Source organism: Enterobacter sp. 4974935 (assembly GCF_058661735.1).
Genome location: NZ_JBZWGT010000003.1, coordinates 2665662 through 2690321, shown reverse-complemented (window position 1 = coordinate 2690321; position 24660 = coordinate 2665662). Strand labels below are relative to the sequence as shown.

Annotated in this window: 28 protein-coding genes; 13 read left to right on the top strand and 15 right to left on the bottom strand. The window is 53.6% G+C overall.

What is annotated here, in order from left to right:
- Positions 1-734: 734 nt before the first annotated feature.
- The 5 genes from csgB to ymdB all read left to right on the top strand — a co-directional run bounded on the left by csgB (position 735) and on the right by ymdB (position 3164).
- A complete protein-coding gene (csgB, locus tag AC4OVS_RS14240; protein ID WP_023299774.1) occupies positions 735-1190 on the top strand; it encodes a curli minor subunit CsgB in 456 nt (151 codons plus the stop codon).
- A gap of 39 nt (positions 1191-1229) precedes the next feature.
- Entirely contained in the window at positions 1230-1685 is a 456-nt protein-coding gene (csgA, locus tag AC4OVS_RS14235; protein WP_003858043.1) for a curli major subunit CsgA, read from the top strand.
- A gap of 55 nt (positions 1686-1740) precedes the next feature.
- Positions 1741-2073, top strand: coding sequence for a curli assembly chaperone CsgC (gene csgC / locus AC4OVS_RS14230; protein WP_491922514.1), 333 nt, complete (start codon positions 1741-1743; stop codon positions 2071-2073).
- Between the two features lie 153 nt (positions 2074-2226).
- Entirely contained in the window at positions 2227-2547 is a 321-nt protein-coding gene (locus AC4OVS_RS14225) for a YmdA family protein (RefSeq protein ID WP_045307928.1), read from the top strand.
- Between the two features lie 80 nt (positions 2548-2627).
- Positions 2628-3164, top strand: a complete 537-nt coding sequence (gene ymdB / locus AC4OVS_RS14220; protein ID WP_150314847.1) for an O-acetyl-ADP-ribose deacetylase — start codon at positions 2628-2630, stop codon at positions 3162-3164.
- Between the two features lie 41 nt (positions 3165-3205).
- Here the strand turns inward: ymdB and mdoC are convergent, their stop codons facing one another.
- Positions 3206-4345 (bottom strand): glucans biosynthesis protein MdoC, encoded by a 1140-nt coding sequence (gene mdoC / locus AC4OVS_RS14215; protein WP_491922513.1) that lies wholly within the window; start codon positions 4343-4345, stop codon positions 3206-3208.
- 255 nt (positions 4346-4600) lie between these two features.
- On the opposite strand from mdoC, the gene mdoG reads away from it, so the two are divergent.
- The 3 genes from mdoG (at position 4601) to AC4OVS_RS14200 (ending at position 8987) form a co-directional block, all read left to right on the top strand.
- Positions 4601-6154, top strand: a complete 1554-nt coding sequence (gene mdoG / locus AC4OVS_RS14210) for a glucans biosynthesis protein MdoG (protein WP_491922512.1) — start codon at positions 4601-4603, stop codon at positions 6152-6154.
- On the top strand, positions 6147-8675 hold the full coding sequence (mdoH, locus tag AC4OVS_RS14205; protein ID WP_022647707.1) for a glucans biosynthesis glucosyltransferase MdoH: 2529 nt from the start codon (positions 6147-6149) through the stop codon (positions 8673-8675). The genes mdoG and mdoH overlap by 8 nt, the downstream gene beginning before the upstream one ends.
- Positions 8676-8759: 84 nt before the next feature.
- The gene (locus AC4OVS_RS14200) at positions 8760-8987 is read left to right on the top strand and encodes a YceK/YidQ family lipoprotein (protein WP_003858030.1); all 228 of its coding nucleotides are present in this window, start codon (positions 8760-8762) and stop codon (positions 8985-8987) included.
- 7 nt (positions 8988-8994) lie between these two features.
- Here the strand turns inward: AC4OVS_RS14200 and AC4OVS_RS14195 are convergent, their stop codons facing one another.
- From AC4OVS_RS14195 to AC4OVS_RS14185, 3 genes are all read right to left on the bottom strand, one after another.
- A complete protein-coding gene (locus AC4OVS_RS14195) occupies positions 8995-9369 on the bottom strand; it encodes a MysB family protein (RefSeq protein ID WP_003858026.1) in 375 nt (124 codons plus the stop codon).
- 79 nt (positions 9370-9448) lie between these two features.
- A complete protein-coding gene (gene mdtG, locus AC4OVS_RS14190) occupies positions 9449-10684 on the bottom strand; it encodes a multidrug efflux MFS transporter MdtG (RefSeq protein ID WP_022647708.1) in 1236 nt (411 codons plus the stop codon).
- 141 nt (positions 10685-10825) lie between these two features.
- Positions 10826-11752: a Kdo(2)-lipid IV(A) acyltransferase gene (locus tag AC4OVS_RS14185; protein WP_022647709.1), complete on the bottom strand. Its 927-nt coding sequence runs from the start codon at positions 11750-11752 to the stop codon at positions 10826-10828.
- A 218-nt stretch (positions 11753-11970) separates the two neighbouring features.
- On the opposite strand from AC4OVS_RS14185, the gene trhO reads away from it, so the two are divergent.
- Complete coding sequence (gene trhO / locus AC4OVS_RS14180) at positions 11971-13020, top strand: oxygen-dependent tRNA uridine(34) hydroxylase TrhO (RefSeq protein ID WP_023299780.1); 1050 nt, start codon at positions 11971-11973, stop codon at positions 13018-13020.
- 38 nt (positions 13021-13058) lie between these two features.
- Here the strand turns inward: trhO and AC4OVS_RS14175 are convergent, their stop codons facing one another.
- The 9 genes from AC4OVS_RS14175 to mdtH all read right to left on the bottom strand — a co-directional run bounded on the left by AC4OVS_RS14175 (position 13059) and on the right by mdtH (position 19744).
- Entirely contained in the window at positions 13059-13637 is a 579-nt protein-coding gene (locus tag AC4OVS_RS14175; protein ID WP_022647711.1) for a YceI family protein, read from the bottom strand.
- 1 nt (position 13638) lies between these two features.
- A complete protein-coding gene (locus AC4OVS_RS14170) occupies positions 13639-14205 on the bottom strand; it encodes a cytochrome b (protein WP_022647712.1) in 567 nt (188 codons plus the stop codon).
- A gap of 227 nt (positions 14206-14432) precedes the next feature.
- Positions 14433-14546, bottom strand: coding sequence for a YceO family protein (locus AC4OVS_RS14165; RefSeq protein ID WP_022647713.1), 114 nt, complete (start codon positions 14544-14546; stop codon positions 14433-14435).
- A 50-nt stretch (positions 14547-14596) separates the two neighbouring features.
- Complete coding sequence (gene solA, locus AC4OVS_RS14160) at positions 14597-15715, bottom strand: N-methyl-L-tryptophan oxidase (protein ID WP_048966095.1); 1119 nt, start codon at positions 15713-15715, stop codon at positions 14597-14599.
- Between the two features lie 114 nt (positions 15716-15829).
- The gene (gene bssS, locus AC4OVS_RS14155) at positions 15830-16084 is read right to left on the bottom strand and encodes a biofilm formation regulator BssS (RefSeq protein WP_023299782.1); all 255 of its coding nucleotides are present in this window, start codon (positions 16082-16084) and stop codon (positions 15830-15832) included.
- A gap of 274 nt (positions 16085-16358) precedes the next feature.
- Positions 16359-16604, bottom strand: a complete 246-nt coding sequence (gene dinI, locus AC4OVS_RS14150; RefSeq protein ID WP_022647715.1) for a DNA damage-inducible protein I — start codon at positions 16602-16604, stop codon at positions 16359-16361.
- A gap of 75 nt (positions 16605-16679) precedes the next feature.
- Positions 16680-17726, bottom strand: coding sequence for a dihydroorotase (pyrC, locus tag AC4OVS_RS14145; RefSeq protein ID WP_022647716.1), 1047 nt, complete (start codon positions 17724-17726; stop codon positions 16680-16682).
- Positions 17727-17854: 128 nt separating this feature from the next.
- Entirely contained in the window at positions 17855-18415 is a 561-nt protein-coding gene (locus tag AC4OVS_RS14140) for a lipoprotein (protein WP_023305855.1), read from the bottom strand.
- A gap of 120 nt (positions 18416-18535) precedes the next feature.
- Positions 18536-19744, bottom strand: a complete 1209-nt coding sequence (gene mdtH, locus AC4OVS_RS14135; protein ID WP_161177295.1) for a multidrug efflux MFS transporter MdtH — start codon at positions 19742-19744, stop codon at positions 18536-18538.
- 236 nt (positions 19745-19980) lie between these two features.
- Here mdtH and rimJ point away from each other — a divergent pair, with 236 nt between their 5' ends.
- From rimJ to murJ, 4 genes are all read left to right on the top strand, one after another.
- Positions 19981-20565: a ribosomal protein S5-alanine N-acetyltransferase gene (gene rimJ / locus AC4OVS_RS14130; RefSeq protein ID WP_003858007.1), complete on the top strand. Its 585-nt coding sequence runs from the start codon at positions 19981-19983 to the stop codon at positions 20563-20565.
- A 9-nt stretch (positions 20566-20574) separates the two neighbouring features.
- A complete protein-coding gene (locus AC4OVS_RS14125; RefSeq protein ID WP_192970671.1) occupies positions 20575-21225 on the top strand; it encodes a YceH family protein in 651 nt (216 codons plus the stop codon).
- 2 nt (positions 21226-21227) lie between these two features.
- Complete coding sequence (locus tag AC4OVS_RS14120; RefSeq protein ID WP_058647113.1) at positions 21228-22151, top strand: Gfo/Idh/MocA family protein; 924 nt, start codon at positions 21228-21230, stop codon at positions 22149-22151.
- Between the two features lie 129 nt (positions 22152-22280).
- The gene (gene murJ / locus AC4OVS_RS14115) at positions 22281-23816 is read left to right on the top strand and encodes a murein biosynthesis integral membrane protein MurJ (RefSeq protein WP_017384735.1); all 1536 of its coding nucleotides are present in this window, start codon (positions 22281-22283) and stop codon (positions 23814-23816) included.
- Positions 23817-23874: 58 nt separating this feature from the next.
- On the opposite strand, the gene flgN is transcribed toward murJ, so the two are convergent.
- Together flgN and flgM are read right to left on the bottom strand one after the other, a co-directional pair.
- A complete protein-coding gene (flgN, locus tag AC4OVS_RS14110) occupies positions 23875-24300 on the bottom strand; it encodes a flagella biosynthesis chaperone FlgN (protein WP_022647721.1) in 426 nt (141 codons plus the stop codon).
- Positions 24301-24304: 4 nt separating this feature from the next.
- Positions 24305-24598, bottom strand: coding sequence for a flagellar biosynthesis anti-sigma factor FlgM (flgM, locus tag AC4OVS_RS14105; protein WP_003858002.1), 294 nt, complete (start codon positions 24596-24598; stop codon positions 24305-24307).
- Between the last annotated feature and the right edge of the window lie 62 nt (positions 24599-24660).

The following is a 24660-nucleotide window of genomic DNA, read 5'->3' as shown; positions in this document are numbered from 1 at the left end:
CCACGTTATTTATGACACCCGGCAGTTGCCCTCGTATTATTGAAAAGGGCACCAGAAGTACTGCAGGTGTGGCACTGCTGTGTGTAGTTAAAAAACCTTCCTCCAAAGGAGGCGGTAAAATTAAAAACAAATAACGTACTGCTGTTTTCAATCTAGCTATTGCAAACTTTAAAGCAAGTGTTAATCCTGTAACAAAATGTAAAATTCAATATTTATTTGTGTATTTTGCAGGGCTAATAGATTTTAAGATAAGGGGAAAGTTGTACAGGTGTATAAACGTGCACAGATTTTAAAAACCATACGGTATATTATAATGAGTTGTATTATCTGGTTTTTTATTATTGTAAGCCAGCCGGTAAAAAGTATGAACTCTGCTAAAAACATAAGACTTCCCTTAGCCGGAATTTTTTCTTAAGAAAACTTGCTTCGTGTCACGCGCGTGACAAAGGGCATTGTCGTTTTTGTCTGAAGAAGCCGGTACAGGTTGGACAGCCTGTCTCGCTGTTGTACAAGCGCAGGAAGACATTTTTGGTTTCTGCTTTAGGCGAGTATCCCGTCGTTTCAGGCGAGATTTACGACTTTGAGGTGAAGGGGAATATAAAAATAAGGCGCACGGGTGAGATATTAAACATGTTTCGGCAGACATACTCTTTTCCGTAACGCGGCGTTAACAAAACGAATCGCGTTAACGGAGTAAGGAATACCTTTTTTATAGCCAGGTCCAGGGTGACAGCATGAAAAACAAAACGTTGTTTATGATGTTTACATTACTGGGTGCGCCTGGGTTTGTAATCGCAGGTGATTCAGATTTAGCCAGTTCTGAATATAATTTTGCGATAAATGAATTAAGTAAAGCTTCATACAATCAGGCAGCCATTATTGGTCAACAGGGTTCAGGAAATAATGCTGATGTACGCCAGGGCGGTTCTAAATTGCTGTCCGTTATTTCCCAGGAGGGCGGGAATAACCGCGCGAATGTTGATCAGTCAGGGACGTATAACCTTGCTTATATCGATCAGACCGGCAACGGCAACGATGCGAGTATTAAGCAGGGCGCTTTTGGCAACACCGCCATGATTATCCAGAAAGGCTCGGGTAACAGGGCGAATATAACGCAGTATGGTACGCAGAAAACAGCAGTTGTAGTACAGAGACAGTCGCAAATGGCTATTCGCGTTATTCAACGCTAGCGATGTGTGACGCCTTAATCAATCCGATGGGGGTTTACCATGAAACTTTTCAAAGTGGCAGTTATTGCAGCAATCGTAGTTTCTGGCAGTGCTTTCGCAGGTGCGGTACCACAATTTGGCGGCGGTCACGGTGGTGGCTGGGGTGGCGGCAATAACGGCCCTGACTCAACCCTGAGCATTTACCAGTACGGCGGCGGTAACTCCGCGCTTGCTTTGCAGACGGACGCCCGAGATTCTGAATTGACCATTACCCAGCATGGTGGCGGTAACGGCGCAGACGTTGGCCAGGGCTCTGATGACAGTTCTATCGATCTGCTGCAAAAAGGCTTTGGTAACAGCGCCACCATCGACCAGTGGAATAGCAAAGATTCTGTTATCAACGTGAAACAGTTCGGCGGCGGCAACGGCGCGGCGGTAGACCAGACAGCGTCCGGCTCAACGGTGACTGTGCACCAGGTTGGCTTCGGCAACAACGCGACCGCACACCAGTACTGATTCATTTTTGTACCAAAAAACAGGGCATGCGCCCTGTTTTTTTCGGGAGGATCTCATGAGCACCTTCATTCTCCTTGCCGCGCTTGCCAGCCAGATAACGTTCAGCACCTCACAGCAGGCAAATGTGACAACCCTTATTCCTCAGGTCACGCTGGCAGACGCCTGCGAATGTCAGGTTGAGGTGCTATCTGTCCGACAGGGGCAGGGGGGACAAAGTACATCGCGGCAGAAAAATACTCTTTTTATACCCGCTAATCAGCCGATTGATTTAACGCGAATCAGTTTAAATATTCGCTCAGGGGATGCGGTAAAAATAATCGTCACCGTTTCCGATGGAAAATCGCTTCATTTATCACAGCAGTGGAACGCACCGGCAAGTACGCTTTAATCATTCATAAAATCAATGATTTAATAAAGTGGCGGCGCTGCACAGGTAAGCTATGCTGATATCAAGAACCCAGCAAACGGGTTGCTTAAATTGATACGTCATAACGGAGCGTTTTTACCCCTCAAGGACGAATTTCATTGAGGAGTACAAATAATGTTCAAATCCGCAGCGTGTATTATTTCTGGTCTGGGACTGATCCTGTCCTCTTTTTTTTCTCCGGCTTATTCAGCAACTATAGAGAATGGTGGGGTGATTCATTTTCGTGGCGCGGTGGTCGCTGACCCGTGCGAAGTCACGCCCCGGCATCGGCAGTTTGCGATTTCCTGCCCGGAAAATAACCGTATGAAAACGCATACCATCAGTTATGACGAGGCGCTCCGGGGCCATCATCCTCACTCAGCGCTGGCCGCTGTCACCATGAAATACCTGAATGAAAAGAAAACGCTTGCGGTCGTTCAGGTGGATTACCGTTAACCGCCGTTTTTTTCGCGACAGTTTTTCTCCTTCTCCCTCTGCGATACACTGATGAAAAAGGCGGGTTGCAGAGGGTGTTTATGAGACCGCAAATCGACGTTATTCATGGCGATATCACGACGGTGCACGTTGACGTGATCGTCAACGCAGCCAATTCCTCCCTCTTGGGTGGGGGCGGGGTGGATGGTGCCATTCACCGGGCCGCGGGCCCTCAGCTCCTTGAAGCATGCAAAACCGTGCGCCAGCAGCAGGGAGAGTGCCCGCCGGGGCATGCTGTTATTACGCTTGCGGGCGATCTCCCGGCCAAAGCGGTGATCCATACCGTTGGACCCGTCTGGCACGGTGGCGACAGCCATGAGGCTGAGATTCTGGAGCAGGCTTATCGTAACTGCCTGCGGCTTGCGGCAGATAACGGCTATAAGACCATGGCATTCCCCGCCATTAGCACCGGGGTTTACGGTTATCCAAAGGAAGCGGCAGCTACGATCGCCGTGAATACCGTTTATCACTACCTTTCCCTCAAACCCATGCCGGAAAAAGTCATTTTTGTCTGTTTCGATGAGCACACCGCCGACCTGTATCAGCGGCTTTTGACCGCGCGCAGCCAGGCATTTTGATGTCTGAAAAGCAAAAACGGCGCTCTGGAGGCGCCGTTTTTTTATCCCGCTTTAACCTGAGGTTTGCCTGAGAACAGGAAACGCAAAAGCGGGATCCGCAGGTGGATTTCATACAACACGATGGCAATGCCAACCACAAAGACCAGACCGGTGAAGAAGCCCAGCGCATTCGATTTGATATGCGGCGTAATGTACGCCCCGAAAAACAGCGTCAGCGGATGGTGGACCAGGTAGATAAACAGTGAAGCATTAACGAAATAGGTGACGCGACTTGATTTAAAATTCAGCAGACGATGGCCAAGGGCGAACACCACGTTAACCATCCACAGGCCCATCAGCATCGTTATCACGCTCTCTGTCTCATACATCCACGCGTCCCCGCTGCCAAAGCGCTGATTGAGAAGATAGGCGGCAAAGGCCAGCGCAGCACCCACCGCACACCAGGGGGAGGGGGTGGTAAACAGCGCTTTAAGCCGGGGATGAATAAATGCCAGCGCCCCAATCAGGAAGAAGGGAATGTAGAACAGGGTCTGCATCACCACGAAATTAAACAGCCCATCGCTCAGAATGGGAGGGTAGACAATGAGTAGCGTACGCCTGACGGCGGCATACGCGACCCCCAGCGCAAGAAACAGCAGCGACAGCTTGCCCAGGGTGATGTTGGCGAAGAAGGTCGAGGTTGCGGCGCTCGCGCGCTGGCGCAGTTGACTGAAGAGCAGCAAACTCACCGTGGTTAGCACCACCAGTACCAGCAGGAACCAGAGGTGGGAAATCAGCTCCCAGACCAGGGTGTTGTATTTCTCATAGAACGAGAGATTAGGCCAGTTTTCCGCCTTGCCTTTAACATGCTGCAACATGATGAACTGCGGCAGCGTCAGCAGCGGAATGGCCGTCAACATTGGTATGCCCACGCGCTCCACGCGCACTTTCCACCACCGCTTGAGGGGATAGCGCAAGAAGAGCATGTAAGAGAAATAGCCTGAAATGACGAAAAACACCTGCATGCGGAAGGCATGGATAAAATCATTGAACAGCGTCAGCCACCAGGAGGGCATCTGGCTGTTCACATGCCAGGTGTGGCTGGAATAGATCAGTGAAATATGAAAAGGGATCCCCAATAGCATGAGCCATGCGCGGATCGAGTCGAGGAAATATTCACGTTGTACAGGGGTTGTGCTCATATAACTTTGCGCATTCTCAGACTTTTCGCCTTATCCCTAAGGCTCATAATGGTTACATTCGGAGCCAACCCTACACCAAGACCGACACCCTGTCTCCAGGATAAGCACGCAAAGTGAAAAGCGGGTTCTTTCATTTGCTTAATCCATGAGCCAGCGAGCTGAACAAAGCAGTGATAATGTTGTCGGATTGCCTGAGTTTCCATTAAAATGGATCGGATCGATATAAGCACACAAAGGGGGAAGTGCTTACTTATTATGAAACATAAACCACAAATGATGAAAATGCGTTGGTTGGGTGTAGCAGTGCTGTTGTCACTGTATACCTCATCTGCACTGGCCTTTAACATCGATGATGTCGCAAAACAGGCTAAATCGATGGCGGGCAAGAGCTACGAAGCGCCAAAAAGTAACCTGCCCTCCGTTTTCCGCGACATGAAATACGCGGACTATCAGCAGATCCAGTTCAATCACGATAAAGCGTACTGGAACAATATTAAAACCCCGTTCAAGCTTGAATTTTACCACCAGGGTATGTACTTCGACACGCCGGTTGCCATCAATGAAGTGACGGCGACCGCGGTACGTAAAATCAAGTACAGCCCGGATTATTTCAATTTTGGCGATGTGCAACACGATAAAGACACGGTGAAAGACCTCGGCTTCGCAGGCTTCAAGGTGCTTTACCCGATTAACAGCAAAGATAAAAACGACGAAATCGTCAGCATGCTTGGCGCCAGCTACTTCCGCGTGATTGGCGCGGGGCAGGTATACGGGCTTTCTGCGCGCGGTCTGGCAATTGATACCGCGCTGCCATCAGGTGAAGAATTTCCACGTTTTCGCGAGTTCTGGATCGAACGTCCAAAACCAACCGACAAACGTCTGACAATTTATGCGCTGCTGGACTCCCCTCGTGCGACAGGCGCTTATCGCTTCGTGATCATGCCAGGGCGTGACACGGTGGTTGACGTGCAGTCTAAAGTTTACCTGCGCGATAAAGTGGGCAAACTGGGCGTCGCGCCGCTGACCAGCATGTTCCTGTTCGGGCCGAATCAGCCGTCTCCGGCGACTAACTTCCGCCCTCAACTGCATGATTCTAATGGCCTTTCCATTCATACTGGTAACGGCGAGTGGATCTGGCGTCCGCTGAACAACCCGAAACACCTCGCCGTCAGCAGCTTTGCGATGGAAAACCCGCAGGGCTTTGGTCTGCTGCAACGTGGCCGTCAGTTCTCCCGCTTTGAAGATCTGGACGACCGCTACGATCTGCGCCCAAGCGCCTGGGTTACACCGAAAGGCGACTGGGGTAAAGGCAAGGTTGAGCTGGTTGAAATTCCAACCAATGATGAAACCAACGATAACATCGTGGCGTACTGGACACCGGATCAGCTGCCTGAAGCCGGTAAAGAGATGAACTTCAAGTATGCGATCACCTTCAGCCGTGACGAAGACAAACTGCACGCACCGGATAATGCGTATGTGATGCAGACGCGTCGTTCTACGGGGGACGTGAAGCAGTCCAACCTGATTCGTCAGCCGGATGGCACGCTGGCATTTATCGTGGACTTCACCGGGCAGGATATGAAAAAACTGGCGCCGGATACTGCCGTGACGGCACAGGCCAGCATTGGCGATAACGGTGAAATCGTTGAGAACGCTGTGCGTTACAATCCGGTCACCAAAGGGTGGCGTTTGACCCTGCGCGTGAAGGTGAAAGATCCGAAACAGACCACTGAAATGCGCGCCGCGCTGGTCAGTAACGATAAGCCGCTGAGTGAAACCTGGAGCTATCAGCTACCTGCCAATGAATAATACATCTGAATATATTGATGCCATGCCGCTAACGGACATTGAAAAAGCGGCACTCCCTGCGAGCGACATCCGCGCGGTTCACACCGCGCTGGATGGTGAACATCGTCACTTTTCCCGTGATGATGATACGCCGCTGGGGTCAGTGAAGGCACGTCTGGAGCAGGCATGGCCAGACTCGCTGGCAGAAGGGCAGTTAATCAAGGATGACGAAGGGCGTGACCAGCTACAGGCGATGCCGAAGGCCACGCGTTCCTCTATGTTCCCCGATCCGTGGCGCACCAACCCGGTGGGTCGCTTCTGGGATCGCCTGCGTGGGCGTGACGTGACGCCGCGCTATCTGTCACGTCTGACCAAAGAACAACAGGCGTCCGAGCAGAAATGGCGTACCGTGGGAACGATTCGTCGTTACATTCTGCTGCTGCTGACGCTGGCACAGACGGTTGTCGCCACCTGGTACATGAAAACTATTCTGCCGTACCAAGGCTGGGCATTGATTAACCCTGCTGACATGATTGGCCAGGATATCTGGGTCTCCTTCATGCAGCTGCTGCCGTATATTTTACAGAGCGGCATCCTTCTGCTGTTTGCCGTGCTGTTCTGTTGGGTCTCCGCCGGGTTCTGGACGGCGCTGATGGGCTTCCTGCAACTGCTGATGGGGCGTGACAAATACAGCATTTCCGCGTCGACGGTCGGGGATGAACCCCTCAATCCTGAGCACCGTACCGCGCTGATCATGCCTATCTGTAACGAAGATGTTGACCGCGTATTCGCCGGGCTGCGTGCCACCTGGGAGTCCGTAAAGGCGACCGGTAACGCGGCGCATTTCGACGTCTACATCCTGAGCGACAGCTACAACCCGGATATCTGCGTGGCAGAGCAAAAAGCCTGGATGGAGCTGATTGCTGAAGTGCAGGGCGAAGGGCAGATCTTCTACCGTCGTCGTCGTCGTCGTGTTAAGCGTAAGAGCGGGAACATCGATGACTTCTGTCGTCGCTGGGGTAACCAGTACAGCTACATGGTGGTACTGGATGCGGACTCCGTGATGAGCGGCGACTGCCTGAGCGGGCTGGTCCGTCTGATGGAAGCCAATCCGAACGCGGGTATTATTCAGTCCTCGCCAAAAGCGTCCGGTATGGACACGCTATATGCGCGCTGCCAGCAGTTTGCGACCCGCGTCTACGGGCCGCTGTTTACTGCCGGTCTGCACTTCTGGCAGCTGGGTGAATCTCACTACTGGGGCCACAACGCTATTATCCGCGTGAAGCCATTCATCGAGCACTGCGCCCTGGCGCCGCTGCCGGGTGAAGGATCGTTTGCCGGGTCCATTCTGTCGCATGACTTTGTGGAAGCCGCGCTGATGCGTCGCGCAGGGTGGGGCGTCTGGATTGCCTACGATCTGCCGGGCTCGTATGAAGAGCTGCCGCCGAACCTGCTGGATGAGCTCAAGCGTGACCGCCGCTGGTGTCACGGTAACCTGATGAACTTCCGCCTGTTCCTGGTGAAGGGGATGCACCCTGTTCACCGTGCGGTGTTCCTGACGGGCGTCATGTCCTATCTGTCTGCGCCGCTGTGGTTTATGTTCCTGGCACTCTCGACCGCGTTGCAGGTTGTGCATGCCCTGACGGAGCCGCAGTACTTCCTGCAACCGCGCCAGCTGTTCCCGGTGTGGCCGCAGTGGCGTCCGGAGCTGGCGATTGCGCTGTTCGCGTCGACCATGGTGCTGCTGTTCCTGCCTAAGCTGCTCAGTATCATTCTGATCTGGTGTAAAGGTTCGAAGGAGTACGGTGGTTTCTGCCGCGTAACCCTTTCACTGCTGCTGGAAGTGCTGTTCTCGGTCCTGCTGGCACCGGTGCGTATGCTGTTCCACACGGTATTCGTGGTGAGCGCGTTCCTGGGATGGGAAGTGGTGTGGAATTCACCGCAGCGTGACGATGACTCTACGCCATGGAGTGAAGCCTTTATGCGCCACGGCTCTCAGCTGCTGCTGGGCCTGGTGTGGGCCGTTGGTATGGCCTGGCTGGATCTGCGTTTCCTGTTCTGGCTGGCGCCAATCGTCTTCTCGCTGATCCTGTCGCCATTTGTGTCGGTGATCTCCAGCCGTTCTACGGTGGGCCTGCGTACCAAACGCTGGAAGCTATTCCTGATCCCGGAAGAGTATTCTCCGCCGCAGGTGCTGGTGGATACCGATACCTATCTGGAGCAGAACCGCAAACGCACGCTGGATGATGGCTTTATGCACGCCGTGTTTAACCCGTCATTCAACGCGCTCGCAACCGCGATGGCGACTGCGCGTCACCGCGCCAGCCAGGTGCTGGAGATCGCCCGCGATCGCCACGTTGAGCAGGCGCTGAACGAGACGCCAGAAAAGCTTAACCGCGACCGTCGTCTGGTGCTGTTGAGCGATCCGGTGACGATGGCACGGCTTCACTACCGCGTGTGGACTTCTCCGGAGAGATACTCTTCGTGGGTGAACTACTACAAGGACGTGAAGCTGAATCCGCTGGCACTGAAGACGAAGTAAGTTGTTAAGTAGGGCGGGTAAGCGAAGCGCCACCTGCCAAATAAAATACCGGCTGTGAGGCCGGTATTTTTTTAGAGGTCAGAAATGAAAGTAATCATCGTCGTCATGATGGCATGCCTGCTCAGCGGCTGCGGCAGCATCATCAGCCGCACCATTCCCGGACAGGGCCACGGGAATCAGTACTACCCCGGCGTACAGTGGGATGTCCGCGATTCCGCATGGCGCTATCTCACCGTGCTCGATCTGCCGTTTTCGCTGATTTTCGACACGCTACTGCTGCCCATCGATGCCAGCCACGGCCCTTACGAGTAACGAGAGCTTATCGCTCGTCCCATTCGTCCGCTGCGGCCTGACCTTCTTCGGTATCCAGCGGCGGTTCGAGCTGAAACTCACCTTCATCCCATTCATGCAGCGTATTTTCTTCCAGCCACTCCTGACGTAACTCAATTTCGTCATAGTCGCCGTCGAATACCGCCTGCGCACCTTCACCACTCAGTATCGGCAGACATTCTCCGTCCTCACCTTCATCAGCAAAGAATTCGGCCTGCCACATAATATCGCCGTCCTGAAGGACGTATTTTTGGATATTGAGTTGTTGCACGTCAGCATCTTCTTCCTCAATGCCGGGATTATCGGCGAGGAATTCTTCGCGAGCGGCATCGATAGCTTCTTCCAGCGTGGCGTACATGGTCATTGGTGTCTCCCTGTTTTTCGTGAAGGTATTCAGGGAAAGAATAGCTGATTATATGATTTTGCAAGTATGAATGCGTAAATTAGCCGTCACGATGTTGTGTTATGCGCGCCGGGCGTAGCGCCCGGGATAAGCTGAGCCACGAATAAACAGCGTTGAACAGCACGACGCCTGCCGTCACGATAAAGACCGCCCGGAAACCGAAACTGGCCGAAACCCCCGCGCCGACCAGCGGCCCGGTGACGTTACCCAGATCGCGAAACGACTGGTTGTAGCTGAAAATACGCCCGGCAATCTGGTTGGTGGAGTTATAGACCAGCAGCGTCTGCACCGCCGGAAGCAACGCGCCGTCCGCTGCGCCCAGCAGAAAGCGCAACACGCCGAGCTGCCAGGGAGACTGCACCATCGACATGGGGATCAGCAGCAGGACGGAGAGGATCAGGGCGCAGATCAGAATTTTCTCCGGGCCGATGCGATCGCCCAGCTTGCCGAGCCGTGGCGCGCTCAGCAACGCGGCCACGCCGGGAACAGAGGCGATCAGGCCGCTAATAAAAGCAATGTTGCTGACGTTGCCCGCCAGATCGCGGACATAGAGCGTCAGAATAGGCGCGATTGAACCGGTGGCCACCTGAATAATCATGGTGGTCACAAACAGGCTCAGCACCAGCTTTGGGTTTTTCAGCGAGGCCAGCACATCCCGGGCGTGCAGCATCTCTTTTTTGGCTACCGGCGTGAAATTCTCGCGGATGCAGATAAGCGTCACGAGGAAGCAGAGGAACAGCACGCTGGCGGTAATGAAGAATACCGGCCGTAGTCCGTAGTGGTCGGCCAGCAGCCCGCCCGCCAGCGGACCCAGCAGTGCGCCGCTTACGCCGCCAGTGGAGAGCGTACCTAATGCCCAGCCGCTTTTATGGCGTGGGATTTGGGTTGCGATCAGGGCGTTGGCATTGGGGATAAATCCCCCGAGCAGACCCAGAAGCGCGCGTAATATCAGAAACTGCCAGACATTCTGCGCCACCCCCATCAACAGCATTATGATCGCCATGCCGAGCGCGGAGCGCAGCAGCATAATTTTGCGGCCTTTGCGATCCGCAAGCCCACCCCAGAAAGGCGACGCAATGGCGGAGAACAGGAACGTAATGCTGAACACCAGGCCGGACCACATATTCAGTGCGCTATGGCCGGTGACGCCGAGCTGTTCAACGTAGAGGGGCAGGAAGGGCATTACCAGGCTAAAGGCGGCGCCAGTAAGAAAACAACCCAGCCATGCAACCGTCAGGTTGCGTTTCCAGTTTATGGGAGCATCTGTGGAGGACATAACTATCCGCATAATGAGGTGCAGGGCACCGTGACCAGTGAGGTAATAAGCCTGCTAATTATGCGCCTGGGGTATGATTGCCGCAATGACGGGGAGCTTTTAAAGCTAAAACAGCTTGCGGCCCGGAAGACCGCATGCAGATTAATAACGAGAAGGGACGCCCTGAGGCCGGGTTTTGAAGCGGCGATGCAGCCACATGTACTGCTCGGGAGCGAGCATAATGCATTTCTCCACAATGCCGTTCATCCAGCGCGCGGTAGTTTCCGCGTCGTCGAGCGGCGGAGCGAGTTCAGGCTCCAGCATGATGAGCTGATAGCCTGAACCGTCCGGCTTACGGCGCGGCACAAACGGCACGATAGCGGCTTTGGACATCCGCGCCAGCATCCAGGTCCCGGTGGTCGTCGCGGCCTCTTCCACCGCAAAGAACGGGACAAACACGCTGGATTGCGGGCCGTAGTCATGATCCGGGGCATACCAGACCACTTCACCTGATTTGAGGGCGCGGATCATCCCTTTAAGGTCTTTGCGGTCGATCATGCTTTTATTCGAGCGCATGCGTCCGTTGGTCTGGATCAAATCGATCACCGGATTATCGTTGGGACGATAAACGCCAATACCCGGCGCCTGCATGCCGAACATGCGTGCGCCAATTTCGAGCGTCAGGAAATGAACGCCAATCAGAAGGACGCCAGTCTGGTTGGCCTGGAGATTATGCACCGGATCCATGCCGGTTCCGGCCACTTCCGTCCAGCGCGCCATGCGCTTATCCGACCAGAACCAGGCCATACCGGTCTCCATCAGTCCCATGCCGACAGATTCGAAGTTTTTAACCACCATGTCGTGACGCTCAGATTCGCTCATCTGAGGAAAGCAAAGCTCAAGATTTCGATACGCGATCCTGGCGCGACGCTTCATAAATTGTTGAGCAATGCGGCCCAGTCCTTTACCCATGCGGAAAATTACGGGATAAGGCAGCTGTACAATTAGCCACAACAAGCCAATGCCTGACCATGTTAACCAATAGCGTGGGTGTAAAAGCGCGGCAGTAAATTTCGGTAACTGGGTCATGTCTGTCCTGTGTTCTAACGTCCTGAAGGGCTATTGTCTCATTTTTTGAGGCATAGCCAAAATGTCTGTCATCGAAACATGAAAGAATATGCAAGTGTTAAGTCTGATTAATCAGGTTGACTGAAATGTAGCGTAAATTGTGTGGATGTAAATTGTCTTTGTTTGCTATATCATGCCGACCGATTTTTATTTCTCAACGATTGCAGGACTTGTACACCATGCCAGTGTTACACAACCGCGTTTCGAATGAGATGTTGAAAGCGCGTATGTTGGCCGAAACCGAACCGCGCACAACGATCTCTTTCTATAAATATTTTACCATCAACGATCCACAGGCGACCCGCGATGCGCTTTACCAGGCTTTCACCGCCCTGAACGTGTTTGGTCGCGTCTATCTGGCGCGTGAGGGTATTAACGCGCAGATCAGCGTGCCGGAAAGCAAAGTCAGCGCCTTCCGCGATCTCCTTTATGGTTTTGATCCGGCGCTTAACGGCTTACGCCTGAACATTGCGCTGGATGATGACGGCAAATCGTTCTGGGTGCTGCGCATGAAGGTGCGTGAGCGTATTGTGGCGGATGGCATCGACGATCCGAACTTTAATGCCGCTAATGTGGGGGAGTACCTAAAGGCCGCTGAAGTGAACGCGATGCTCGACGATCCGGATGCAGTGTTCATCGATATGCGTAACCACTACGAATATGAAGTGGGCCACTTCGAGAATGCGATGGAAATTCCTGCCGACACTTTCCGCGAACAGCTGCCGAAAGCGGTTGAGATGATGCAGGAGCATAAAGACAAAAAGATCGTTATGTATTGCACCGGTGGGATCCGCTGCGAAAAAGCCAGTGCCTGGATGAAACACAACGGTTTTAATAAAGTCTGGCATATTGAGGGTGGGATCATTGAATATGCCCGCCGCGCCCGCGAGCAGGGGTTACCGGTGCGTTTTATCGGTAAAAACTTTGTGTTTGATGAGCGTATGGGCGAGCGAATTTCAGAGGACGTAATCGCTCACTGCCACCAGTGCGGTACGCCGTGCGACACGCATACCAACTGCAAAAACGACGGTTGTCATCTTCTGTTTATTCAGTGTCCTGCATGTGCCGAGAAGTTTAATGGCTGCTGTAGCGAGCTGTGCAGTGAAGAGAGTATCCTGCCTGAAGAAGAGCAACGTCGTCGCCGTGCCGGGCGCGAGAACGGGAATAAGATCTTTAATAAATCCCGGGGCCGACTGAATACCAAACTGGGTATTCCAGACCCGGAGTAAAACATTGCCCGGCGGCGTAAAAGCCTGCCGGGCCTGTTTTATGACTTCTGCTGAACGCCTTCCACCGAAATAATCAGCTCTACATCCTGCGATGCCGGTCCTAAATCTGTGGTGATATTAAAATCTTTCAGATGAATTTTGCCGGCGGCTTCAAAGCCAGCACGTTTTCCGCCCCACGGATCGTCGCCTTGGCCGATTAATTTCGCATCCAGTGTTACCGGTTTTGTTACGCCGTTCAGCGTAAGATTACCGGTAATAGCGAGCTTATCACCGTCTTTCTTCACTTCTGTCGACGCGAAAGTAGCTTGCGGGAATTTGCCTACGTTCAGGAATTCAGCGCTGCGCAGATGTTTATCACGCTCGGCGTGATTAGTGTCGACGCTGTTAGTATTAATGGTGACGTTTACTTTATCGGCAGCAGGGTTTTTCTCGTCGAAACTAAATGTGCCATCGAAATCATTGAACGTACCATATAACCAGCTGTAACCCAGATGCTGAATACGGAAATTGACGAAGGCATGCTGGCCTTCTTTATCAATTTTATAGTCGGCGGCAATGGCCGAACCGGTGGTAAATAACAGCGAACCTAATGCGATACCCAACAGGCGTTTTTTCATTTTATGCTCCAGAGTCAACTGACGAACGGCCAAGCATGCGCTTCAGCGTATCGTCTTTATCGATAAAGTGGTGTTTCAGGGCCGCAAGGCCATGCAGAACAGACAGGATCACCACGCTCCATGCCAGCCACAGATGAACCACACCTGCGGTGTCAGCCTGTGAACCGGCGTCAGCCAGCGTGGCAGGGACGTCAAAGAGCCCAAACACGCTGATCGGTTTGCCGTCTGCGGTCGAAATGAGATAACCGCTGATCAGAATGGCGAACAGCAGGGCATAGAGTGCGATATGTGCGCCAACAGCGCTTATGCGGGTAAGACGTCCATGGCTTTTGGGGGCTGGAGGGGGCGGAGAGAGATGTCGCCAGATCACGCGAAAAACCAGACCCATCATCAGCAGAACCCCAATGCTTTTGTGCAATTCGGGGGCCTGATGATACCAACCGTCATAATAGCTTAATGTCACCATCCAGAGGCCGAGACCAAACATGGCATAGACAGCAAGTGCAAATAGCCAGTGTAAACACATGGATATTATTCCGTAGCGGCTGGAGGAGTTACGCCATTGCATATGAATTTCCGTTCTCAAATGACTGAGCAATAAAAATGGCCGGATTAATTAAATAATGCAACTGAAAAAAAAGGAATAATGTTATTTAGTTATTTTATTTCAGCGAATTTGAATATGTTTCCGCAATGTATTTCAATCGCTTCGTTCAATAAATTTGAGATGACTTTTTATAAAAACTATAAGTTAAATAAGTTTAAAGGAGTGTCAATAAACGTCAGTGATGGTTTTCAGAAGAATACAATAAAGATGACGTCAACAATCGCCAGCAGCGACCAAAGGACAATGTAGAGCATGAAATGCTCGCGGATGTTATTGATAAGGTAATTCACCAGTCTGCGCATCATGATCCTCTCGCAAATCAGGCTCCGGTTATTCGGAGCCTGTAGCGGTATTATCGGCTAAAGCGCGAGAGCGCGAAGGGTTTGAGATCAAACGAAGGCGCAATCCCCTGAGCAAACTGGGCGGCGATTTCACCTAACACAGAGGCAAATTTAAACCCGTGACCGCTGAGCCCGGTTACGATCAGGGTGTTGTCGTGCCCAGGCAAGGTGTCGATGATGAAGTCTTCATCTGGCGTATTGTCGTAGGTGCACGCTGCGCCATAAAGCAACCCGCCTACGCCCGGCAGAATATTACGCAGGAACGTGAAGGCTTCGGAACCATCCTGCGGATAGGCTCCGTACGGCTTGCGTTCTTCCGCAGAGGAAATTACCTGTCCGCCGTTATGTTTGCCAATCTTGAGCGCGTCTTTTTCCGAGGGGAAACCGTAGTACTGGTCGCCATTAGGTAACTCGCCCGTGAACGCCGGGAATTTGTTCTGGCTGCTGTAACGCCCGTCAGACTGGAACCAGGAGAAGACTTTGCGTACCGGCTGGATGGGCAGATCCGGCAGCAGTTTCGTCACCCACGTTCCCGCACTCACCAGCAAGCGCGTGGCGGTATATTCACCTTCAGACGTGGTGACGGTTGAACCCCCGGCATGGTGGGTGATACCCGTGACCGGACAGTTAAACAACTGTGCGCAGCCCGCTTTGGCGGCGAGATCAATCCAGGTCTTAATGGCCGTTTCGCTGTGCAGTACCCCGGAATTGGCTTCAAACAATCCAATGTAGTCTTCAGGGACAGAAATTTCCGGCCAGCGCGCCATTATGTCGTTCGCATCCAGACGCTCAACGTCCAGACGGTAGGCTTTCGCGCTCTCCTCGACATTCGCCAGAAACGTGGAGTTGGCGGGCCCCAGATTAATAACCCCGGTGCGCTCAAAAATGCGTTCTTCGGTGAGTGCGGCCAGCTCATCCCACAGCGTCTGAGCCCGAAGCACCAGCGGTACATAGCGCTCACCTTCGCCGTAAGCGTGACGGATGAGACGGGTATCGCCGTGATGGCTTCCTTCAGAATGAGGGGGTAGGTGGGCGTCAATCATCAGCACATTCAGACCCGCCTGCGTAGCGTAATAACCGGCTGCAGATCCAACGGAGCCGCTTCCGATAATGATCAAATCGTATTTCATAGGCTTCTCTTTACTAACGCTTTGTTAGCAGAGTAATTAACTATGTGGGCTTATACAAGAGCGAAATAAATAAGGCACCGCGAGGGTGCCTGTTGAGGGAAAAGGGGCATAAGGTCAATGCCGTTTATACTCATTTTCCTGGTAGTCGCCAGATTCTATTTTTGCGATGCCTGCTTCCAAAATAGAAATAAACTGACGGGCGACGTCTGTTGTAAGCCACAGCGTCTGTCCAACTTCCGCTTCGTCACGGTTTAGCTGATTCGGGGTCTGGTAGTGCAAACGCAGCATCAGCGCATCGTAGCTGTCTACGGTGCTGATATCCCAGCCAACGAGTGGATGGGTCTGGATGACTTCATTATTCTTTTCCATTATAACCCCCTTAATGCGTGTTAGAAGACAACGACTTTGAGGTTCAATGCATGTTTTTCTGAAAGCTTTTTCAGTATATCAATTAATAAGGGTTCCGCAGGAAAAAATAAACGGGTAGCAACACATTTTTCTGCTTTTTAGGATTGTTCGAACAATAAAACGTCATCTTGTTCACGATTTTCTAAGAAGATACTGAAATATTTTGAACTTTCAGGAGACGAAACGAAAAAAAGCCGGGGCGACCCGGCAAAAAAACACAATGAGGGAGCAAATTTTAATCAGTGATAAACCAGTCGTCGGCGCTTTCCCATGTTTCCTGCAAAATTTCGCTGATGCGGTCTTTGTCTTCTTTCGCGCCGCCAATGACGGAAAGATGGTTTGCTGTCGCATAACGTACCGTTATGGCGCCATCGTTTTCAGGAAAAGTGCTGTTAATACGTCGGGATAGCTCACCCGCCAGAGCGTCGAGTGCGCCAGCAGGCAGGACGGTGGTTTTGGCAATGGTGACTTCAATACGCATAAATGCCCCCTGTGTAATATACTGTTTATTTATACAGTTATGTTGGCGGTTTGACAACAGGGGGATGACAATTTTTTAGCTTTTTACCGTCCAGCTTACGGTTTCACCTGCCAGGAAGGGGATCAGCGTATCGTCGGTGAGCGCAATCGACGCTTCAACCTGGCTTTCTTTGCGCTCCAGCTCAATGAACGTGTCATTAACCGGCAGACCGTAGAAACGCGGGCCGTTAAGGGAGCAGAAGGCTTCGAAATGGCCTAACGCGTTCATCTCGTCAAAGACGGTTGCGTAACTTGCCAGGGCGGTCGGGGCGTTAAAGCAGCCTGCACAACCGCAGCTCGCCTCTTTTCGATGACGGGCATGCGGGGCGGAATCCGTGCCGAGGAACGCGCGCGGGAAGCCGCTGGCGACCAGCTCACGTAGCGCCTGCTGGTGGATATTGCGCTTGAGGATCGGCAGACAATACAGATGTGGGCGAACGCCACCCACCAGCATGTGGTTACGGTTAAACATCAGGTGCTGCGGGGTGATGGTGGCGGCAATCAATTCGTTTCCATCCCGGACATACTCTGCGGCATCTTTGGTCGTAATGTGTTCAAACACTACCTTCAGCCCAGGAAGACGCTGGCGCAGCGGCTCCATGACCGTTTCGATAAAACGCGCTTCGCGATCGAAAATATCAATGTCAGCGTGGGTCACTTCCCCGTGCACCAGCAGTGGCATTCCCAGTTTTTGCATTCGCTCCAGAACGGGCATGATGGCGTCGATGCTCGTCACCCCATGGCTGGAGTTGGTGGTGGCGTTTGCCGGGTAGAGCTTCGCGGCGGTGAACACACCTTCGTTAAATCCGCGCTCAACCTCATTGGGATCCAGCGAGTCCGTCAGGTAGCAGGTCATCAACGGAGTAAAATCGTGCCCGGCCGGAACGGCGTCAAGGATACGCTGGCGATAGGCGATCGCGGCCTCGACGGTGGTGACTGGCGGAACCAGGTTAGGCATAACAATCGCACGGCCATAAATTTCGCTGGTATACGGCACGACGGTTTTCAGCATGTCGCCATCACGAAGATGGATATGCCAGTCGTCTGGGCGGCGGATTTTGAGAACCTGGGATTGTACAGTCATGGAAGCTCCGGCTTGAAAGGGATCAGTCATAAGATGGCTGTTTTTGCCGGACACAAATCATAAGCGGAAACGTTTTCGTTTGCACACTATTCCGTTAAAAAAAACGGGCGCCTGAGCGCCCGGAGTATTTAGTCGGTGAAAGGAATGATGATTTCACCCGGTTTCACCTCTATCCCTTTGGCATATTTTTTCGCCAGAGATTCGCCCTTACTCTTGTCTTCGCTCAGAACGTAGGCGGGCTGCTGGTTGAAATAGTTCTGTAACGACTGGTTGAGATAAGGCATCAGCGTTTGCAGCACCGGTTTCATTTTATCCGGCGTGACGACCGCATCGACGATTTCCATCTCTTGCAGGAAAATTGCCCCTTTCTCTTTATTAAAGACCGGCAGCGCCTTGAGCTTCAGTTTGATATCCGCTTTCTGATTGCCGAAGAGCGAGGTCATGTCCAGGCTGGCATCGCCGGACAGGGTGACTTTGTTAGGCTCCTCGCGCCCAATCTGGCTGGCGAGATTCGTCAGGACGATATGTGCATCCGCAAGGCCGGGCACGCCGATATCTTTTGAAAAGTTATTATGTTTTTCCAGCGCCTGATTAATTTCCTGCTCACTGACGGTGTACTGCGTAAGCTGGTTACATCCCACCAGCAGCCCACTGACAATTAACGCAGCGGCAATAACGATCTTTTTCATGGTGTTCCTCAACATAAAATCGGCGCATCTGTCCTGATACGCCAGTATGTCAGGGTGATCCTGGAGAAACCAGCAGAAAAAACTGATAGTGAAGGGAGGTAAATATCCTCCCCCAGAAGGTCAGGCGCCAGGCTCCAGCATCCCGCGGGTGCTGCGTTTATCACTGAACTGCCACCAGAGGGCAATCAGCGTCATAAAGCCGACCATACCGAGCATGACCCACGGCAGCTCCGGCTGATGGAGCGCTTTTCCGGCATCAAACAGCCAGCCGCCACCGGTGTAACCCAGCGCGCCGCCAAGCGCCAGTCCGAGACGGCTGAAGCCCATGTAGCTGCCACGGGCCCGGGCGTCGGCAAGTGACGCGCTCAGGGTTTCACGGGCCGGCTCGGCAATGATTGAGCCAATATAGAAGGTGCAAATCAGCATAAACAGCTGCTGGAGTGAACTCACCAGGCCGATGGGCATCATGCTCAGCGTCATCAGCAACAGCCCGGCCATCAGACGGTGCTCAAGCCGGAAACGGCGCTCGCTCCACCGGGCAATCGGATAGAGCAGAGTCAGAGAAAGGCAGGCCTCAATGGCATACATCCATTTTACCGCCGCCGGCGTGCCGGCAATATCGTTAACCATAATCGGCAGCATCAGCATGACCTGCACGGCGAGCATGTAGTAGCCGGTCAACGTTAAAACATAGGTGACGAAGCGTTTATCGCTCAGCACGCGGTCAAGCCCTTCCCGCACCGGCGCTTTTACCGTCGACAGCTTCCATGCGGGCAGAAACAGACCGTTAAACAGCGCGCAGAGAATAAACAGCACCGCGCCGGTGGCGCAGACCAGGCGGAAATCGTATTGCAGCAGCCAGCTTCCCAGCAGGGCGCCCACCACCGCGCCAGCGCTGTCCTGCATCATTAAAATCGAGAAGAAGCGCCCCCGGTGTTGCGGACGGATCAGCTTGACTACCAGCGCGGTACGCGGTGGGTCGAAAAGGGTGCCGCCAATCCCGGAAAGGAAACAGGAGAACCACAGCAGCCAGGGGTCATGAGCGATTGCCATGGTGGCGAATCCCGCCGCACGTAACAGCATGCCGGTGACGATCATCGGTTTCGCACCAAAGCGGTCGGCTATTGCCCCGCCAAACACGCCAAGACCCTGTTGTACAAACTGGCGTAAGCCCAGCGCGAACCCGACCATTAGCGCCGCCCAGCCCATTTGATCGACAAAACGAATCGATATAAGTGGAAAAACGACAAAAAAGCCGAGCACGACCAGCATGTTATCGACGAGCAGGAAATATTTACCCAGGCTCCTGGCCTGTGATACGCGGGACATTTTCCCTCCAGGGAAAATAAAAGGTGAGCACGCTAATATTCTGCGGTGTCGCCGCGCTTTTTCACATACCTGCTGGCGACAATATTTTTTTATCAAAAAGGTGCTTTGATAGAGAGTTCTCATCGAAAAATGTGAAAAGCGATAAAAATGGTATGTCACTGTTTTCACAGAAGGCACAGGCGCAGGTATAGTAAAGCTAACAGGCAGAGCAGAAGCGACGGGAAGGAGTGGTATCGATGTTTGGCTATCGCAGTAATGTGCCAAAAGTGCGTCTGACGACGGACAGGCTGGTCGTTCGTCTGGTGCATGAGCGTGATGCCTGGCGTCTGGCGGATTATTACGCCGAGAATCGCCAGTTTTTAAAACCCTGGGAACCCGTTCGGGACGAGAGCCATTGCTACCCCTCTGGCTGGCAGGCGCGCCTCAGTATGATTGCGGAATTTCACAAACAGGGAAGTGCGTTTTATTTCGCGCTTCTCGATCCGGAAGAGAAAGAGATCGTTGGCATTGCCAATTTTTCAAACGTAGTACGCGGGTCGTTTCACGCCTGCTATCTCGGGTATTCCATCGGCCAGAAATGGCAGGGGCAGGGGCTCATGTTTGAGGCGCTGACGGCGGCGATTCGCTACATGCAGCGCACGCAACATATCCATCGCATTATGGCGAACTACATGCCGCACAATAAGCGCAGCGGCGATCTGCTGGCCCGCCTGGGGTTTGAGAAAGAGGGCTATGCCAAAGATTATCTGCTGATTGACGGCGAGTGGCGGGACCATGTCCTCACCGCGCTCACCACGCAGGAGTGGACCGCGGGTCGTTAAGGAGAAAAGATGAAATATCAGTTAAATGGCGCCGAAGCGCGCGTGATTGGCTGCCTGCTGGAAAAGCAGGTTACGACGCCGGAACAGTATCCTCTTTCCGTGAATGCGGTCACGATGGCCTGCAACCAAAAGACGAACCGTGAGCCGGTGATGAACCTTGGCGAGTACGAGGTGCAGGATATCCTTGATGAGCTGGTGAAGCGCCACTACCTGCGCACCGTCAGCGGCTTCGGTAATCGCGTCACTAAATATGAACAGCGCTTTTGTAATTCCGAATTTGGCGATTTAAAACTCAGCGCCGCAGAAGTGGCGGTTATCACCACGCTGCTGCTGCGCGGGGCGCAGACGCCGGGTGAACTGCGAACACGCGCCTCCCGCATGCATGAGTTTCAGGATATGCAGGACGTTGAACAGACGCTGGAGGGATTAGCCTCAAGCGAGGACGGTCCTTACGTGGTGCGTCTGGCCCGCGAGCCGGGCAAGCGTGAAAGCCGCTACATGCACCTGTTTAGCGGCGACGTGGAGTCCTCTACGCTGGCCGTCGATTCCGACACGCCAGCATCAAACGACAGCCTGATCGCGCGCGTGGCAGCCCTGGAAGACGAGGTTGCCGGGCTGAAGCAGCGTCTGGATGCTTTACTCGCACACCTGGGAGATTAACCGTGACTACATTACGCATTGGAGTGGTGGGGCTGGGCGGGATTGCGCAAAAAGCATGGCTGCCCGTTTTAGGCGCCGCGTCAGACTGGACGCTGCAAGGGGCGTGGTCGCCCACCCGCGAGAAAGCAGAGCGCATCTGCAAAACCTGGCGCATCCCTTATGCTGGCTCACTCCAGGATTTAGCCCGTGAATGTGATGCGGTATTTGTGCATACCTCAACCGCGACGCACTTCCAGGTGGTGAGCGAGTTGCTGAACGCAGGCGTTCACGTCTGCGTTGATAAGCCGCTGGCGGAAAATGTGCAGGATGCTGAACGACTGATTGAGCTGGCCGCGCGTAAAAAGCTGACGCTGATGGTCGGCTTCAACCGCCGTTTTGCGCCGCTCTATCAGAAGCTTAAAGCGCAGTCCGGCTCGTTTGCCTCTCTGCGTATGGATAAGCACCGTACCGACAGCGTAGGGCCGAACGATCTGCGGTTCACGCTGCTGGATGATTATCTCCACGTCGTGGATACGGCCCTGTGGCTGAGTAACGGAAAAGCCCAGCTGCAAAGCGGCACGCTGCTGACCAACGAGCAGGGTGAAATGGTTTACGCCGAACATCATTTTGCCGTTGAGCATTTACAGGTGACGACCAGCATGCATCGTCGTGCGGGCAGCCAACGCGAGTCCGTGCAGGCCGTTACGGATGGCGCGCTGTATGACGTCACCGATATGCGAGAGTGGCGGGAAGAGAAGGGCAATGGCGTGCTCGCGTTACCCGTTCCCGGCTGGCAGAGCACCCTGGAGCAGCGTGGCTTTGTGGGCTGCGCGCGTCACTTCATTACCTGCGTGCAGAATCAGACGGTTCCTGAAACGTCCGGGGAGCAGGCCATTCTGGCGCAGCGCATCGTGGAACGACTCTGGCGCGAAGCGATGTCGGAATAACTCGCTGTAACATCTGCCGATAGTAATTCGTTGAAATCCGGTTAGACTAAGCGCCGCTTGTTGGCTTTGCCGGGTGGCGCTTTCGCTTATCCGTCCTGGAAATCCGTAGGGTTGTGGAACTTCACGTTAATGAACTTATTAAAATCGCTGGCGGCCGTCAGCTCGATGACCATGTTTTCCCGCGTGCTTGGCTTTGCTCGCGATGCCATTGTGGCAAGGGTTTTTGGCGCAGGGATGGCGACTGACGCCTTTTTCGTTGCGTTCAAGCTGCCGAACCTGCTGCGCCGTATTTTTGCCGAAGGGGCTTTCTCACAGGCATTTGTCCCGATCCTCGCGGAATATAAAAGCAAGCAGGGCGAAGATGCCACCCGCGTCTTTGTGGCTTACGTTTCCGGTTTACTGACGCTGGCGCTGGCGATCGTGACCGTACTGGGGATGCTGGCAGCGCCCTGGGTAATCATGGTAACGGCGCCGGGCTTTGCCGACACGGCGGATAAATTTGCCCTGACGACGCAACTGCTGCGGATAACCTTCCCCTATATTCTGCTGATTTCGCTGGCGTCGCTGGTGGGTGCCATCCTGAATACCTGGAACCGCTTCTCCGTGCCGGCCTTTGCCCCCACGTTCCTTAACGTCAGCATGATTGGCTTTGCGCTGTTCGCCGCGCCGCATTTTAACCCACCGGTGCTGGCGTTGGCCTGGGCCGTGACCGTCGGCGGGGTGTTACAGCTTGCTTACCAGCTTCCGCACCTGAAAAAGATCGGCATGCTGGTTCTGCCGCGCATTAATTTCAAAGATGCGGGCGCAATGCGCGTTATCAAACAGATGGGACCGGCAATACTCGGCGTGTCCGTCAGCCAGATCTCGCTCATCATCAATACCATCTTCGCCTCTTTCCTGGTGTCGGGCTCGGTGTCCTGGATGTACTACGCCGACCGGCTGATGGAGTTTCCATCCGGGGTGCTGGGCGTGGCGCTGGGGACTATTCTGCTGCCGTCGCTGTCGAAAAGTTTCGCCAGCGGCAACCACGATGAATACTGCCGCCTGATGGACTGGGGTCTGCGTCTCTGTTTTCTGCTGGCGCTGCCAAGCGCGGTGGCGCTGGGGATCCTGGCGAAACCGCTGACGGTGTCGTTGTTCCAGTATGGAAAATTCACCGCCTTTGATGCCGCCATGACCCAGCGTGCACTGGTAGCCTACTCAGTGGGGCTGATGGGGCTGATTGTCGTGAAGGTGCTTGCGCCCGGCTTCTATTCACGTCAGGACATCAAAACGCCGGTTAAGATTGCCATTGTGACGCTGATCATGACGCAGCTGATGAACCTGGCGTTTATTGGTCCGCTGAAACACGCGGGTCTGTCACTGTCGATTGGTCTGGCGGCCTGTCTCAACGCCGGGCTGCTGTACTGGCAGCTGCGTAAGCAGGATATCTTCACCCCGCAGCCGGGCTGGGCAAGCTTCTTGCTGCGTCTGGCGATCGCGGTAGTAGTGATGGCGGCCGCGCTGGTTGGCATGTTGTATGTCATGCCTGAGTGGGCGCAGGGCACCATGCCTTACCGCCTGATGCGTCTGATGGCCGTGGTGGTGGTCGGGGTGGTGGCGTACTTTGCCACGCTGGCGGTGCTTGGCTTCAAGGTAAAAGAGTTTACCCGCCGCACGGTATAAACGCCAAAAGGGGAGTCACCAGAAGGTGCTCCCCGCTTCATGACATGCCGCTAGTGCGTCAAATCGAAATCTTTTTCCCGCCCGTGATACGTGCCGTGGCCGTTTGACCATCCGCACCGTACAGCCCCGGCTCTTTATAGGGCTTTAACACCTCAAGCGCCTGCTGATTACGGATAATCTGACCTTCCAGCAGCCAGCCGTTATGCTGGTTGAGATCGCGAAGATGCTGGGTTTTTTCTGTAATGGTCTGCCAGCGTTCGTTGATCTCATCATTGGCGCTGCGTTTCGTGTCTTGCTCAGCGCGTCGCTGTTTTTCCAGATAATCCAGGGTCGCCAGCAGCGAGCTTTTATCTTCAGTAATGCGTTGCAACGCGCTGCCGTTGATTTGACCAGAAGAGAGGTGGTGCTGTTCTGCGTCCATCACCGTTTTCAGGTCGTTCAGGACCACCGTCATCTGATCCAGTATTTCTGACAGTCGACTCATACGGTTAGTTACTCTGGAGGAAACTCTGTGCGTCCTGAATCAGCGCATCAGCGATTTTGCTGGTATCCATTTTCAGTTCGCCGTTACGGATAGCCGTTTTCAGCGCTTCAACTCGTTCCATGTTGATATCGCTGCTGCCTGGCTGCATCAGCTTCGACTGCGCATCGCTCAGCGTGACGCTGGTGCTGTTAGCCGTCGAGGTTTTTTCCAGACGCGTTTTTTGCGGGGCAGCCTCATTCGTTTCGCGAGGTTGTACAGTGCTAACCGGCTTCAGGGCTGATGTACGATCAATGCTCATAGTGTTGTCCTCATCGAGGGTTCGCGGCGTTTGCGCCTGACATCATCATTTGTTGAATATTT

Coding starts and splice junctions, on each gene's coding strand:
- csgB (WP_023299774.1), top strand. CDS start 735: ATGAAAAACAAAACGTTGTTTATGATGTTTACATTACTGGGTGCGCCT.
- csgA (WP_003858043.1), top strand. CDS start 1,230: ATGAAACTTTTCAAAGTGGCAGTTATTGCAGCAATCGTAGTTTCTGGC.
- csgC (WP_491922514.1), top strand. CDS start 1,741: ATGAGCACCTTCATTCTCCTTGCCGCGCTTGCCAGCCAGATAACGTTC.
- AC4OVS_RS14225 (WP_045307928.1), top strand. CDS start 2,227: ATGTTCAAATCCGCAGCGTGTATTATTTCTGGTCTGGGACTGATCCTG.
- ymdB (WP_150314847.1), top strand. CDS start 2,628: ATGAGACCGCAAATCGACGTTATTCATGGCGATATCACGACGGTGCAC.
- mdoC (WP_491922513.1), bottom strand. CDS start 4,345: ATGAGCACAACCCCTGTACAACGTGAATATTTCCTCGACTCGATCCGC.
- mdoG (WP_491922512.1), top strand. CDS start 4,601: ATGAAACATAAACCACAAATGATGAAAATGCGTTGGTTGGGTGTAGCA.
- mdoH (WP_022647707.1), top strand. CDS start 6,147: ATGAATAATACATCTGAATATATTGATGCCATGCCGCTAACGGACATT.
- AC4OVS_RS14200 (WP_003858030.1), top strand. CDS start 8,760: ATGAAAGTAATCATCGTCGTCATGATGGCATGCCTGCTCAGCGGCTGC.
- AC4OVS_RS14195 (WP_003858026.1), bottom strand. CDS start 9,369: ATGACCATGTACGCCACGCTGGAAGAAGCTATCGATGCCGCTCGCGAA.
- mdtG (WP_022647708.1), bottom strand. CDS start 10,684: ATGTCCTCCACAGATGCTCCCATAAACTGGAAACGCAACCTGACGGTT.
- AC4OVS_RS14185 (WP_022647709.1), bottom strand. CDS start 11,752: ATGACCCAGTTACCGAAATTTACTGCCGCGCTTTTACACCCACGCTAT.
- trhO (WP_023299780.1), top strand. CDS start 11,971: ATGCCAGTGTTACACAACCGCGTTTCGAATGAGATGTTGAAAGCGCGT.
- AC4OVS_RS14175 (WP_022647711.1), bottom strand. CDS start 13,637: ATGAAAAAACGCCTGTTGGGTATCGCATTAGGTTCGCTGTTATTTACC.
- AC4OVS_RS14170 (WP_022647712.1), bottom strand. CDS start 14,205: ATGCAATGGCGTAACTCCTCCAGCCGCTACGGAATAATATCCATGTGT.
- AC4OVS_RS14165 (WP_022647713.1), bottom strand. CDS start 14,546: ATGCGCAGACTGGTGAATTACCTTATCAATAACATCCGCGAGCATTTC.
- solA (WP_048966095.1), bottom strand. CDS start 15,715: ATGAAATACGATTTGATCATTATCGGAAGCGGCTCCGTTGGATCTGCA.
- bssS (WP_023299782.1), bottom strand. CDS start 16,084: ATGGAAAAGAATAATGAAGTCATCCAGACCCATCCACTCGTTGGCTGG.
- dinI (WP_022647715.1), bottom strand. CDS start 16,604: ATGCGTATTGAAGTCACCATTGCCAAAACCACCGTCCTGCCTGCTGGC.
- pyrC (WP_022647716.1), bottom strand. CDS start 17,726: ATGACTGTACAATCCCAGGTTCTCAAAATCCGCCGCCCAGACGACTGG.
- AC4OVS_RS14140 (WP_023305855.1), bottom strand. CDS start 18,415: ATGAAAAAGATCGTTATTGCCGCTGCGTTAATTGTCAGTGGGCTGCTG.
- mdtH (WP_161177295.1), bottom strand. CDS start 19,744: ATGTCCCGCGTATCACAGGCCAGGAGCCTGGGTAAATATTTCCTGCTC.
- rimJ (WP_003858007.1), top strand. CDS start 19,981: ATGTTTGGCTATCGCAGTAATGTGCCAAAAGTGCGTCTGACGACGGAC.
- AC4OVS_RS14125 (WP_192970671.1), top strand. CDS start 20,575: ATGAAATATCAGTTAAATGGCGCCGAAGCGCGCGTGATTGGCTGCCTG.
- murJ (WP_017384735.1), top strand. CDS start 22,281: ATGAACTTATTAAAATCGCTGGCGGCCGTCAGCTCGATGACCATGTTT.
- flgN (WP_022647721.1), bottom strand. CDS start 24,300: ATGAGTCGACTGTCAGAAATACTGGATCAGATGACGGTGGTCCTGAAC.
- flgM (WP_003858002.1), bottom strand. CDS start 24,598: ATGAGCATTGATCGTACATCAGCCCTGAAGCCGGTTAGCACTGTACAA.